The organism is Mesorhizobium sp. M0293 (assembly GCF_040321735.1).
In the GTDB taxonomy this organism is placed as follows: domain Bacteria; phylum Pseudomonadota; class Alphaproteobacteria; order Rhizobiales; family Rhizobiaceae; genus Mesorhizobium.
The window spans coordinates 1-12877 of record NZ_JAMYSA010000146.1; the positions used below are offsets into that span (position 1 = coordinate 1).

The 12877-nt window shown below is 64.3% G+C and carries 12 protein-coding genes; 6 read left to right on the forward strand and 6 right to left on the reverse strand.

Annotation, left to right across the window (positions count from 1 at the left end; genetic code table 11):
• Positions 1 to 141 precede the first annotated feature (141 nt).
• Positions 142 to 1011, reverse strand: a complete 870-nt coding sequence (locus NKJ06_RS31345) for a LysR substrate-binding domain-containing protein (protein ID WP_352811906.1) — start codon at positions 1009 to 1011, stop codon at positions 142 to 144.
• Between the two features lie 98 nt (positions 1012 to 1109).
• On the opposite strand from NKJ06_RS31345, the gene NKJ06_RS31350 reads away from it, so the two are divergent.
• Positions 1110 to 1709: a LysE family translocator gene (locus NKJ06_RS31350; protein ID WP_352635948.1), complete on the forward strand. Its 600-nt coding sequence runs from the start codon at positions 1110 to 1112 to the stop codon at positions 1707 to 1709.
• Positions 1710 to 1910: 201 nt separating this feature from the next.
• Here the strand turns inward: NKJ06_RS31350 and NKJ06_RS31355 are convergent, their stop codons facing one another.
• Positions 1911 to 2705 carry an SDR family NAD(P)-dependent oxidoreductase gene (locus NKJ06_RS31355; protein ID WP_352635950.1) on the reverse strand — a complete coding sequence of 265 codons (795 nt, stop codon included), beginning with the start codon at positions 2703 to 2705 and terminating at the stop codon, positions 1911 to 1913.
• 212 nt (positions 2706 to 2917) lie between these two features.
• Here NKJ06_RS31355 and NKJ06_RS31360 point away from each other — a divergent pair, with 212 nt between their 5' ends.
• Positions 2918 to 3373 (forward strand): MarR family winged helix-turn-helix transcriptional regulator, encoded by a 456-nt coding sequence (locus NKJ06_RS31360; protein ID WP_352635952.1) that lies wholly within the window; start codon positions 2918 to 2920, stop codon positions 3371 to 3373.
• A 27-nt stretch (positions 3374 to 3400) separates the two neighbouring features.
• Here the strand turns inward: NKJ06_RS31360 and NKJ06_RS31365 are convergent, their stop codons facing one another.
• Positions 3401 to 4579 (reverse strand): MFS transporter, encoded by a 1179-nt coding sequence (locus NKJ06_RS31365; RefSeq protein WP_352811903.1) that lies wholly within the window; start codon positions 4577 to 4579, stop codon positions 3401 to 3403.
• 219 nt (positions 4580 to 4798) lie between these two features.
• Between NKJ06_RS31365 and NKJ06_RS31370 the strand changes: the two genes are divergently transcribed.
• The 4 genes from NKJ06_RS31370 (at position 4799) to carB (ending at position 10951) form a co-directional block, all read left to right on the forward strand.
• Positions 4799 to 5155: an ArsR/SmtB family transcription factor gene (locus NKJ06_RS31370; RefSeq protein WP_352635956.1), complete on the forward strand. Its 357-nt coding sequence runs from the start codon at positions 4799 to 4801 to the stop codon at positions 5153 to 5155.
• Positions 5156 to 5204: 49 nt separating this feature from the next.
• Positions 5205 to 5963, forward strand: coding sequence for a metallophosphoesterase family protein (locus tag NKJ06_RS31375; RefSeq protein WP_352635957.1), 759 nt, complete (start codon positions 5205 to 5207; stop codon positions 5961 to 5963).
• A 209-nt stretch (positions 5964 to 6172) separates the two neighbouring features.
• Positions 6173 to 7084 (forward strand): SH3 domain-containing protein, encoded by a 912-nt coding sequence (locus NKJ06_RS31380; RefSeq protein ID WP_352635959.1) that lies wholly within the window; start codon positions 6173 to 6175, stop codon positions 7082 to 7084.
• A 363-nt stretch (positions 7085 to 7447) separates the two neighbouring features.
• Complete coding sequence (carB, locus tag NKJ06_RS31385) at positions 7448 to 10951, forward strand: carbamoyl-phosphate synthase large subunit (protein ID WP_352635961.1); 3504 nt, start codon at positions 7448 to 7450, stop codon at positions 10949 to 10951.
• A 194-nt stretch (positions 10952 to 11145) separates the two neighbouring features.
• Here the strand turns inward: carB and NKJ06_RS31390 are convergent, their stop codons facing one another.
• The 3 genes from NKJ06_RS31390 to NKJ06_RS31400 form a co-directional block, all read right to left on the reverse strand.
• Positions 11146 to 11295 carry a hypothetical protein gene (locus tag NKJ06_RS31390; RefSeq protein WP_352635963.1) on the reverse strand — a complete coding sequence of 50 codons (150 nt, stop codon included), beginning with the start codon at positions 11293 to 11295 and terminating at the stop codon, positions 11146 to 11148.
• Between the two features lie 229 nt (positions 11296 to 11524).
• Positions 11525 to 12043 carry a hypothetical protein gene (locus tag NKJ06_RS31395; protein WP_352635965.1) on the reverse strand — a complete coding sequence of 173 codons (519 nt, stop codon included), beginning with the start codon at positions 12041 to 12043 and terminating at the stop codon, positions 11525 to 11527.
• Positions 12044 to 12390: 347 nt separating this feature from the next.
• Entirely contained in the window at positions 12391 to 12783 is a 393-nt protein-coding gene (locus tag NKJ06_RS31400; RefSeq protein ID WP_352635967.1) for a RidA family protein, read from the reverse strand.
• Positions 12784 to 12877 lie beyond the last annotated feature (94 nt).

Consider the following 12877-nt stretch of genomic DNA (forward strand, 5'->3'; position numbering starts at 1 on the left):
CGGGGTATACACATCCCCCCGGGGGCAACACCAGTCCGGCCCGCGTTAATCCGGACTAAACAACCCCCCCAAACGCGGGGGCGGTGGGCGCCCCACCTCTCCCCCGATCGACGGGGGAGAGGAACCCAAGTTCTTCCAGCCTCAAGCAGCCACCGGCCGCCGCGCCAGTCCATCGCGGATATGGCGCGCGAATTCCCGCGCTGCCGCGCCGACTCCGAGTCTCGGCAAATGCAGGTTGATCGAGAAATTCGGCAGCGGCGGCAGCCCCAAGTCTGATGGCAATATGTCGAGATCGGCCGGCACCGTGGAGGCGAGCCATGTGGTGACCGCGAGGTCGGAGCGGACCGTCGCCGTCGTCGCGTCGATGTTGCCGTTTTCGAACACGGTGCGCCATTCCAGCCCATGCTCGCTGAGCGCCGCCAGCACCGCCGGTCGGAAGGCGCAGGTGTCGGCGACGATCGAGACCGGCAGCGGCCGCTTGGCACGGGCAACGCCGCCCTTGGCGCCGACCCAGACCAGCCGGTCGATGGCAAGGCATTCGCCCGCAGACGGGCCGACGCGTTCCTCGATCACCGCAAGGTCGATGGTCCCGGCTGCAAGGGCAGCAGTCAGTTCCGGCGACGAGGCGCAGACCAATGATATCTCGACCTGCGAATAGGTCTCGGCATAGGTCTTCAGCACCGGTGCCAGCAAGGTGCCGACAAGGTCGTAGGGCACACCGAGGCGCACCTGGCCGGCGACCGGGGTGCCCGCCATTTCGGCCCAGATTTCGTCATTCAAGGCCAGCAGCCGCTTTCCCTTGCCGAACAGCTGTTCGCCGGCACGCGCCAGCCGCAAGCCGCGCCGGTCGCGCTCGAACAGGCCGGAACCGAACGCTTCCTCCAGCCGCTTGATCTGCTGGCTGACAGCACCCTGCGTCAGGTGCAGCGCATTGGCGGCCGCCGTCATGCTGGCCTTGTCGGCGACGGTCACGAAGGTGCGGATCAGCGCCATATCGAGATTTCGGATCATGGTTGGCATTATGCCTGCTAATGCAAACCATGGCAAACATTGCATTTACTGAAGTTCGCGCACGGCTACGATGGCAATTTCCGAACAGAGGAAGCCGCATGCTCGAGCCCATCATCCCGCTCATCCTGTTTGCCATCGTTGCCACCACAACGCCCGGCATCGCCACGACCTTGTCGACGGCGTCCGGCGCCCAGTTCGGCTTTCGCCGTTCCGTGCCTTTGCTGGTCGGCAGCGCCGCCGGCCTCGCCACCGTGACCGGTGCCGCGGCAGCCGGGCTCGCCGGCCTGCTGCTTGCCGTGCCCTCGCTGCAACTGGCGATGAAGGTAATCGGCTCGCTCTATCTCGTCTGGCTGGCGATCAAGATAGGCCGCAGCGGGCCGCCCAATCTGGACGTGACCATGGCCAGACCGAACAGCTTTCTCGGCGGCGCCGGCATTCAGTGGATGAATCCCAAGGGCTGGGCGATGGGATTGGGTGCCGCAGCCTCGTTCGCGGCGCTGGCCAGCGGGCCGATGCAGCTTGCGCTGCTGCTAGGCGTCACCTTCGGCCTCGCCGCTGCCGCCTCGCTGTCGCTGTGGTGCGTGGCCGGCATGTTGCTTGCCCGGCTGCTCAAGACCGAGCGGCAATGGCGCGCGCTCAACATCGTGCTGGCGCTGGTGCTTGCCGCATCGATCATCCCGATGTGGCGGACGGCCTGAGGCACGGCCTTGCAGAACCTGGGTTCCTAGCCCCCATGAAATGGGGGGGAGGTGGCCGCGCCGCGGGCGGAGAGGGGGCTGCGTAGGGCGGGGGCAGGTTAGAATTTGGTCACCGCCGCGCCATTCCCCCTCTCCGTCTCGGCTTCGCCGAGCCACCGCTCCCCCACATCCGTGGGGGCGAGGAACCCAAGCCTTGCCAGCTCAAGCCGCGTAGCGCGCGGCCGGCTTGTCGGCGTGCAGGCTGCCGTAGAAGGCTTGCCGGGCACCGAGGAAAACGTCCAGCTTGGCCGCATCGGCAAGCGCCGGCACGGTGACGGCTTCGCCCCTGGCCAGGCCGACAAGCGCTGCATCGACCATATCGTCGGCCGTCATGATGATCTCCTTCGGAAGCGTATCGATATCGCCGCCGGCAAGCTCCCAGAACTCGGTCCGGGTCGCGCCCGGCAGCACCGCCTGCACCCTCACCTCAGTGCCGGCGACTTCACGGTGCAGGGCTTCGGTGAAGTTGACGACATAGGCCTTGGTACCGCTGTAGATGCCGCCGAACGAGGTGTCGAAGGCGAGCACCGAGGCGATGTTAACGATCGCGCCGCGGTTGCGTGCGAGAAGCCCCGGCAGCACGGCACGGGTCAGGCGCGTCAGGGCGATGACATTGACCTTGATCATGCGTTCGGCGGCGTCCGCATCAGCAGTTGCCACCACGGGCTGGCCGCCAAGCCCGGCATTGTTGACCAGCAGCGTCACGCTGTCGTCGGCTGTTACAGCCTGTTCGACGCGGCGCACGTCATTGTCGTCGGCCAGATCGGCGCTGATCACGCTGACCTTGCGGCCGTAGGCATAGCGCAGCTTCTCGGCCAGTTCCTCGAGCCGGTCGGCGCGCCGTGCCACCAGCACCAAATCATAGCCCTGCCCCGCCAGCCGGTCGGCATAGACCGCGCCTATGCCAGCCGAAGCGCCGGTGACGACCGCCGTGCCCTTGTTGCTCTGTCCACTCATTATGCTGTTCCTTCTGTTTAAAGTTGTTCGTTTCGACCTGGCCGCCGGCGCCGTGGGCATCTGACTCGCCCTGCCGGAAAGCTATCTGATTTATTTAGTGGTATATGCCACTAACTGCGAAGTAGGTATATGCCACTATCTTGTCAATGATCGAAGCGAGGATTATTTGACGGAAAGCAGCCGGACATTGTTCGCCGGCGCAAGGACCCATGATGTCGAAGGATACCCTTCCCGGCCTCACGCTTTGCAACAACGCCACGCTGCGGCGCGCGGCGCGCAAGCTCGGCCAGTTCTATGATGATGTGATGGCGCCTTCGGGACTGAAGGCCACGCAGCAAGGCCTGCTCTACCAGATCCATATCGGCAACGAACCGGCGATGGGCGCGATCGCCGCAGCGCTGATCATGGACCTGTCGGCGCTCGGCCATACGCTGAAGCCGCTGATCCGCGACGGCTATGTCGAGACCTTCGCCGATCCCGAGGATCGCCGCATCAAGCGCGTGCGGCTGACGCCGCAAGGTCTCGTCAAGCTCGAGGAAGCGATGAAGCTTTGGCAAATCGCCCAGCAACGCTTCGAGGACGTGGCAGGCAAGGAACAGGCGGAAAGGCTGCGCGCGGCGCTGGATGAGATCGCCGCGCTGGATTTCGATCTGCCGCCGGCCAGCTGAGCCGGCAGCGAAGTCTTGAGAAAGGTTCTATTCAGCCGGCATGGCGACCGCCCGGGCCACCCACCGACCAGCCAGCATGACACCAAGCCCGATGATCGGGAAGATCGCGGCGACCAGGCCGAGATCGGCCGGCGCGCCGTAGCGCAGCACGGCACCGCCGACCACGGCGCCCAGCGCGACGCCCAGATAGAGCGCGGAGGCGTTAAGCGACAGCACGATCGGGGCGGCATCGGGCGCCAGCTTGATGATGCGGCTCGCCTGCGCCGGTGGGAACGCCCAGCCGACGATGCCCCACGGCACCATCATCGCCATCAGCGCCGGCCCGGCAATATGGTGCGGCAGGAAGGTCGGGATGGCCGACAGCAGGACCAGCATGCCGGCACTCAGCGCCAACGACCAACCGACGGTGCGGGTCGCGCCGAACCGGTCGGCTGCCTGGCCGCCGCCAATGTTGCCGATGACGGCCCCGACGCCGAAGGCGAGCAGCATGCCGGGCAGTGCGATCTGGCTGAGCCCGCCGCCCTCGATGGCAAGCGGCGCGACATAGGCAAAGACGGTGAAGGCGCCAATCAGCGCCAGCACTGTCGTCAACAGGATCGGCATCACGCCGGGACGCAGCGCGGCAGCCAGCCTGCGCTTCAAGGGCAGCCTGGTGCCAACGATACCCTGCGGCAGCCGATACCACAGAATCGCGCCCGCAAGCGCGCCAAGGCCGGCGATGGCAAAGAAGGTGCCGCGCCAGCCGGCAATGGTGGCAACGAGCGCGCCCAGTGGCGCACCGACGGCTACGGCCACAGTGGTGCCGCCGACGACGCCGGCGATGGCACGCGCCCGGTGATGGTCATCGACTAGTGCCACCGCCGTGCCCTGCGCGGTTGCTGCGAACAGGCCCGACGACAGCGCCATGACGATGCGCGCGATCAGCAGCAGCTCGAAGGAGGAACTCAAGGCGGCGGCGATGTTGCCGAGCACGAAGAACACCAGCGTCCACAGGATCACGCGGCGCCGGTCCCATTCGCCGGTCAGCGTCGCCAGGATCGGCGTGCCGACCGCGTAGGCGAGCGCGAAGGCGGTGATCAGCGTGCCGGCCAGCGGAATGGAAATGCCGGCATCCGTCGCGATGTCGGGCAGAAGGCTGGAGATGACGAAGCCTTCGGTCGAGATCGTGAACGATCCGAGCGCAAGCCAGAAGAGACGCTTGTCCATGGCGGGGTGTCCTTAGTTCAAAGGTTATTGAACAATTGGACATAACCGGGCATCATGTCAATGAAGCCAGCGGAAAATAGCTGAACCCTCCTGACAGCCCCATGTCAGCATTCGGTCAGCACAGTCGGCCAACAGGGCCGCGAAACGGAGAAACAGTGTGTACGGACACAGAAGGACAGACGCGTTGAAATCGGCCCCGACTGTGCTTAGTTTCGAGGCATGACCTTGCCACACCCCAATACGGACCAGATCAGCCTGCCGGTAGTGCTCGGCGTGCTCGGCGATCCGACCCGGCTCGCCATCGTGCGCTATCTCGCCAGCAAGCAGGGTGTGCCGCTGAACTGCAGCCAGTTCCTCGATTTCGGCTCGAAGACCAATCTGAGCTATCACCTGGCCAAACTGCGCGAGGCCGGTGTTACCCGCGCCGAAGTGGTCGGCACCAACCGCATGATCACCCTGCGCCGTGCCGACCTCGACGCCCGCTTCCCCGGCCTGCTCGACAGCGTCATTGCCGCGGCCGGCGCTGAGCCGGCGTTGCCGGCGGTCGGCGGCCACGACCTCGAAGTGCCGGCCTGAACCCAAGTCCTGTCAAGGTCGCACCCTTTTCCCACGGAGTCGCCAAAAAATGCGCATCGCCGTCCTCGCCGATATCCATGGCAATGTGCTGGCGTTGGACGCCGTGCTCGACGACCTGCGCCAGCGCGGTGGTGCTGACCTGACCGTCAATCTCGGCGACAGCGTTTCCGGCCCGCTATGGCCGCACGAGACGTTTGCGCGGCTGAAGGCGCTCAACCTGCCGACGGTGCGCGGCAACCACGACCGCCGCGTCGCCGCCGATCCGGCCGATGAGACCATGTGGGCCTCCGACGTCTACGCGCAGGAGCGGCTGACCGCGGCACAACGCCAGGTGCTTTTCGCCCAGCCGCTGACCCTGGAGATCGCGCCCGGCATCATCGCCTTCCATGCCCGGCCCGACCATGACGAAAAATATCTGCTCGATACGATCGTCAATGGCCAGCTGGTGCGCGCGCCGCTGGGGGCGATCCGGCGCCGGCTGAAGGCGCTCGATCCCGCCTGCCGCATCGCACTGTGCGGCCACAGCCACCGGGCGGAATTGATCCGCATCCCCGACGGTCCGGTCATCTTCAATCCCGGCAGCATCGGTTGCCCCGCCTATGATGATTCGACGCCGCCCGCGCATGTCTCCGAGCAAGGTTCGCCGCATGCCCGCTACGGCATCGTCACCTTGGGCAGCGCGGGCCAGCCCGACCGCTTCGAGGCTATCGCCGTCGACTACGACCACGAGGCGGCCGCCAGACAGGCCGAGCAGGCGGGACGGCCGGAATGGGCCCACGCGCTCAGAACCGGTTTTATGTCTGGCTGAGCGAAGCTCATGCCTCCCGACATGAACGCGCTTGCGTTCATGTCCAGCTGAACGCACTTGCGTTCCAGGCTGAATTGGTCGGCATGGGTGACAGAGCGGAAACGGCGGTCGAATTTTCGGGCTTACATGGCGGCGCGTCGTCCCTTATAAAACCGGCCGGGCATGCGGCGGGCTCGACTCGCCGCGGCATGGTATCAGCGCACGGCCAAATGATGAGGCGCACAGTTTCGCTCCGAACAACCCTGCATGCGCTGATTGCCGCTCTGCTGCTGATGGCGGCATGGCCAGCCATTGCCCCCACTATGGCTGAAGAGATGGCCGAAGAGGCGCCGGACCTCGTCATCTCCATCGTGACCGGCCTGGCGCCGGACGATCTTCTCAATCTCCGCACCACCGCATCGCCGGTCGCCAAGGTCGAGGCCCGGCTGATTGTCGGCGACAGGGTCACCAATCTCGGCTGCAATGACGTCAACGGCTACAAATGGTGCAAGGTCGAGAGCACGGGCAAACAGAAGCTGAGCGGCTGGGCGCCGGCGCGCTACCTCATCCCGCTCAATCCGGCCCCCTATGTCGAAGGCGAGACAAAACCGGCCGATGCGCCGGTGGTTGCCTCCACCGGCGATGAGGCGGGCAAGCCGGAGGCCGAAGCCGCCGCTGAGGCCGCCGCCTCTACTCAGCCGCCGCCCGACCTGACGGCGCGGCTGGGCGGCGCCGGCCCGGCAACTGAAAGCATGCCGAAAACCGCCACTGAAATCGGCCGCGCCGCGATGCAGGATGCCTATGGCCTCGCGCTGGCGGCGACCGAAACCTCAGGAGATGTCCAGGACGCCGCGCCGTCACAGTCGCCCGATTCTGCCGCCGACGAGATTCCCTGCGCCCGCTATGTCGGCCAGCCGATGGAGCGCTGCAAGGTCAGCGTCGCGCGCACCGCCGACAAGACCGACGTCACCGTGACCTGGCCCGATGGCGGCACGCGCATCATCTCCTTCGTCGCTGGCAAGCCGGTCAGCTCCGACGCGCCCAATGACTTCCGCTTCACCCGCGAAGGCAGCCTCAACATGATCCGCGTCGGCGTTTCCGAACGCTTCGAGATCACGGATCAGTTGGCGCTGGGGAATTAGCTGGACCCTTCGGACGTCGGCAGGACAGCGCCCCCCTCTGTCCTGCCGGACATCTCCCCCACACGGGGGGAGATTGGTAGTTGTGGCACCTCCCCCGTTCCTTCATCGTCGAAAATTGGCGAAAGCGGTCGCGACGTCCAATCTCCCTCCTCGTGGGGGAGATGTCCGGCAGGACAGAGGGGGGCGCGCCGGAACGAGGCGCTTGTTTGGGGCAGCCCACGCAAACCCTCATTTTCGGGGTTACATCTGTCAAAACTCTTCCCTATAAGGCCCTCCTAGCCTGATACCAGAATCGCGAGCACAACCGGCCGGGTCTTCCCGTCCCGGTTTTTTGTGCAAGCCGCCCGCCGAACGGACCATGACATGCCAAGACGCACTGACATCAAGTCGATCCTGATCATCGGGGCCGGCCCCATTGTCATCGGCCAGGCCTGCGAGTTCGACTATTCCGGCACCCAGGCCTGCAAGGCGCTGAAGGAAGAAGGTTTCAGGGTCATCCTGGTCAATTCCAACCCGGCCACCATCATGACCGACCCGGAACTGGCCGACGCCACCTATATCGAGCCGATCACCCCTGAGGTCGTCGCCAAGATCATCGCCAAGGAGCGGCCCGACGCGCTGCTGCCGACCATGGGCGGCCAGACCGCGCTCAACACCGCTTTGTCGCTGCGCCGCATGGGCGTGCTCGAGCGCTACAATGTCGAGATGATCGGCGCCGACGCCACGGCCATCGACAAGGCCGAGGACCGCGCGCTGTTTCGCGAGGCGATGAAGAAGATCGGGCTGGAAACGCCGAAGTCGATGCTGGCCAACGCCACCGACGTCAAGAACACCGACCGCAAGACGCATGAGGCCGAGCGCGCCGCCGTCAAGGCCGAGGCGCCTGCCGATCTCGATGCAGCACTGGACGCGCTGGAAACCCGCTGGAACCTCGGCGAAGGCGACCGCAAGCAGCGCTACATCAGCCATGGCATGGCGATCGCGGCCCAGGCGCTCGACCATGTCGGCCTGCCCGCCATCATCCGCCCGTCCTTCACCATGGGCGGCACCGGCGGCGGCATCGCCTACAACCGCGCCGAATTCTACGAGATCGTCCAGTCAGGCCTCGACGCCTCGCCGACCACCGAAGTGCTGATCGAGGAGAGCGTGCTCGGCTGGAAGGAGTATGAGATGGAGGTCGTCCGCGACAAGGCGGACAATTGCATCATCGTCTGCTCGATCGAGAACATCGACCCGATGGGCGTGCATACGGGCGATTCGATCACCGTTGCCCCTGCCCTGACCTTGACCGACAAAGAATACCAGATGATGCGCAACGCTTCGATCGCGGTGCTGCGCGAGATCGGCGTCGAGACCGGCGGCTCCAACGTGCAGTTCGCCGTCAATCCTGCGGACGGAAGGCTCGTCGTCATCGAGATGAATCCGCGCGTCTCGCGCAGCTCCGCCTTGGCTTCGAAGGCGACCGGTTTCCCGATCGCCAAGATCGCCGCCAAGCTCGCCGTCGGCTACACGCTGGACGAGCTGGAGAACGACATTACCGGCGGCGCCACGCCGGCCTCGTTCGAGCCGTCGATCGATTACGTCGTCACAAAAATCCCGCGCTTTGCGTTTGAAAAGTTCCCCGGCGCCGAGCCGGTGCTGACCACCGCCATGAAGTCGGTCGGCGAAGTCATGGCCATCGGCCGCAGTTTCCAGGAATCGCTGCAGAAAGCGCTGCGTGGCCTCGAAACCGGCCTGACGGGTCTGGATGAAATCGAGATCCCCGGTCTCGGCTACGGTGCCGCGACCGCCAACCATGCCGACGACCGCAATGCCATCCGCGCCGCACTGGGCACCCCAACGCCCGACCGGCTGCGCATGGTGGCGCAGGCGATCCGCATGGGCACCTCCCTGGAAGACGTGCACGCCATGTGCAAGATCGACCCGTGGTTCCTCGAGCAGATCGCCGGCATCCTCGCCATGGAAGCCCGCATCCGCGAGCACGGCATCCCGCAGGACGCCGTCAACCTGCGCATGCTGAAAGCCATGGGCTTTTCCGATGCCCGCCTCGCCTCGCTGACCAGAACCGACATCGAAGTGATCGAGAAGGCGCGTGAAAAGCTCGACGTTCATCCGGTCTACAAGCGCATCGACACCTGCGCGGCCGAATTCGCCTCGCCCACCGCCTACATGTATTCGACCTATGAGGTGCCGTTTGCCGGCGCGCTCGCCAACGAGGCGCAGGTCTCGTCGCGGAAAAAGGTCGTTATCCTCGGCGGCGGACCCAACCGCATCGGCCAGGGCATCGAGTTCGACTATTGCTGCTGCCATGCCGCCTTTGCGCTGCGCGATGCCGGCTATGAGGCGATCATGATCAACTGCAACCCGGAGACGGTCTCGACCGACTACGACACCTCGGACCGGCTCTATTTCGAGCCGCTGACGGCGGAGGACGTGCTGGAGATCCTGCGCGCCGAACAGGCGTCGGGCGAACTGGTTGGCGTCATCGTCCAGTTCGGCGGCCAGACGCCGCTGAAACTGGCCGATGCGCTGGAGAAGGCCGGCATCCCGATCCTCGGCACCTCGCCCGATATGATCGATCTCGCCGAAGACCGCGACCGCTTCCAGAAGCTCTTGCACAAGCTCGGCCTCAGCCAGCCGAAGAACGGCATCGCCTATTCGGTCGAGCAGGCCCGCCTCGTCGCTGGCGAGCTCGGTTTCCCGCTGGTGGTGCGCCCGTCCTATGTGCTCGGCGGCCGCGCCATGCAGATCATCCACAGCGAGGGCATGCTGCAAACCTATTTGCTCGACACCGTGCCCGGCCTGGTGCCGGAAGACATCAAGCAGAAATACCCCAACGACAAGACCGGCCAGATCAACACGCTGCTGGGCAAGAACCCGCTGCTGTTCGATACCTATCTCTCCGGCGCCATCGAGGTCGATGTCGACTGCCTCTGCGACGGCAAGGACACTTTCGTCTCCGGCATATTGGAGCACATCGAGGAAGCCGGCATCCATTCGGGCGACAGTGCCTGCTCGCTGCCGGTGCACTCGCTGCCTTCGGAACTGGTCGACGAGCTGGAGCGCCAGACGGCGGCGCTCGCTCGCGCGCTCAATGTCGGCGGACTGATGAACGTGCAGTATGCGATCAAGGACGGCACGGTCTATGTGCTGGAGGTCAACCCGCGCGCATCCCGCACCGTGCCCTTCGTCGCCAAGACCATCGGCCGGCCGATTGCGAAGATTGCTGCCCGCATCATGGCCGGCGAAAAGCTGGAAGATGCCTTCGCCCATTACGGCGCCATGCCCGACCCCAGGAACCCCGGCCACATCGCGGTCAAGGAAGCGGTGTTCCCCTTCGCCCGCTTCCCCGGCGTCGACATATTGCTCGGCCCGGAAATGCGCTCGACCGGCGAGGTCATGGGCCTCGACCGCGATTTCGCGCTGGCCTTCGCCAAGAGCCAGCTCGGCGCCGGCGTCGACCTGCCACGCTCCGGCACGCTGTTCGTCTCGGTGCGCGACGAGGACAAGAAAGGCATCCTGCCGGCGGTCAAGCGCCTCGCCGGCCTCGGCTTCAAGGTGCTGGCCACCTCGGGCACGGCCCGCTTCCTCGCCGAAAACGGCGTCGACGCGCAGAAGATAAACAAGGTCCTGGAAGGCCGCCCCCACATCGAAGACGCCATCCGTAACCGCCAGGTGCAGATCGTCTTCAACACGACGGATGGCCAGAAGGCGGTGTCGGACTCGAAGTCGCTACGCCGGGCGACACTGATGCAGAAGGTGCCGTACTATACGACGCTGTCGGGTGCGGCTGCCGTGGCGGAAGCGATTGCGGCGCTGAAGGCGGGGAGCCTGGAGGTCAGGCCCCTGCAGGAGTATTTTGCTTAGGCGATTATCTCCCATCTCCCCGTTCAACGGGGAGTAGGTGCCGGCAGGCGGATGACGGGCAGCGCCAAACGTCTCTGAAAAAAGCTCAGCAGCACAACTGACAGAACGCCTAGGTTAATTTGGAAGTTTTAATATACCTTGCTTCCACAGGCTCCGAAGCCGGTTTCCAATATTCATTGCGACCTGCCCAGCATTTAATGTCCGTTGAGACGTGCAATCTCATGAAGCGCTTCTATGTCGGCAACGCCGTCAGGTCGCTTGTAATGGACAGCAATGATCGCTTCCCATTCAAGATTCTCAGGTCGCTTTGACCATGCGTCGCGTTGATCACCTGTAATGTCCATCGCTTACTCCATCCATCGGCTCTGATTTGAGCTTAGCGCGAAGCGAGCCGCAGCAGAAGCTGTCTCGCCGGCCTTGGCTCAACGGTGCTGGAAGGCCGCGTCCGCACATTGAGGGCGCCATCGGCAACCGCAGGGCCTAGTGGTACCCACCTGACATAAGAGTCCGGCTCGGGATTCCCCTTGGCTGCACGCGAAGGAGCGGCATTTTTGTTTGGGCCAACTCAGTCAGTCACCGTCGTGAAAAGTTCGAGTACCAATTCCATTCCCACGTTCTGCCCGCATCAGCGGAGAACGCACGGCTGTAGATCGGGGTTTTCGGGTTGCGCTTATCCCAGTGGAATTTCACGATAACGTCCTTGCCGGCCACAACCTCATGGCCGAAGAATTCGCCTTCGTCGCCGTTGAACGAGCCCACCTTTCCGTCATCGAGTTTGCCCGCGTTGCTGTCGGCCCAGTAGATCGTCCAGAGACGCGTCTTTGGATCGAACAATCGCACGGTGAGGCCCTCGAACGGCTTTCCTCCCAACTCCGTATGAAAAATGTCGAAGTTGCCCAAACCTACTAGGATTTGGCGGAACTCCTGGGTCGCGTCGAATTCCTCCCACTCGTCGCTGCCGGCCAGCGGTTCCTTCAACGTACGATTTCTGATGTTCCAGTTGCCCACCAAATAGTCGAAATCATTTTTGGACGACGTCTCGCTCGCCGTTATCGCAAGTTTCCCGTCCGATGAAAGAGAGAACGCACTCATCTACTTTTCCTTTGGATCGACGTTGTGCCAGCACTCCCATCGCCGCGGACATGACGAATGTATGGGTGTTTCTTCGATGACTGCGGCGCACTTCGCATGTCCGATCGCGGCAACAATTGGATGGGACCCAACAACGCGTCGTGATTATGCACGCCCGCCGTCACCTCCACGTTGCAACGCGTAAGCCGAAGACCCGTTCCGGGCACGATCCGCTTCGGTTAGCTCCGCCACTCGGTCGCGAAGTCGAGTTGCTCTGCGCTCCACTCAGGATTCGCTAACCGCCCTGCCCCTGAACCGACCTCCCAACTCGCAGTAGGTGGACTTCGTCGAGAGACGTTAGATGCCCCTCACGCCACCGCCACGCACTCAATCTCGATATCAAACTCCATCGGCCAAGAAGCCACCGGCACAAAACTCCGCGCCGGTGGGTTGGTCGAAAAGTACTTCGCATAGACCCGGTTGATGGCGTTGTAGAAGCCGGAATTGACGGCATAGATGCGCACCATCACGACATTGTCCAGCGAAGTGCCGGCCGCTTCCAGGCAATGTTTCAGCGCCTTCAGCGATGCCTCGGTCTGCGTTTCGATGTCGCCGCGCACCATCTCGCCGGTCACCATGTCCACCGGCGGCGTCGCCGAGATGAACACGAAGCCGTTGGCCTTCACCGCTGTCGAGCAGGGCAAGCCGAGCGCCCGCACCTTGGCCGACATCACCGGCACTTCGATGATTTCTTTCTTCACGGCAATCCTCCCTTTGTTGCGAGCCGAGGTTGGCGCCAAGGCCCCCTCACCCAGCCTCCGCTTCGCTCGGCTGACCTCTCCCCGAGGGGAGAGG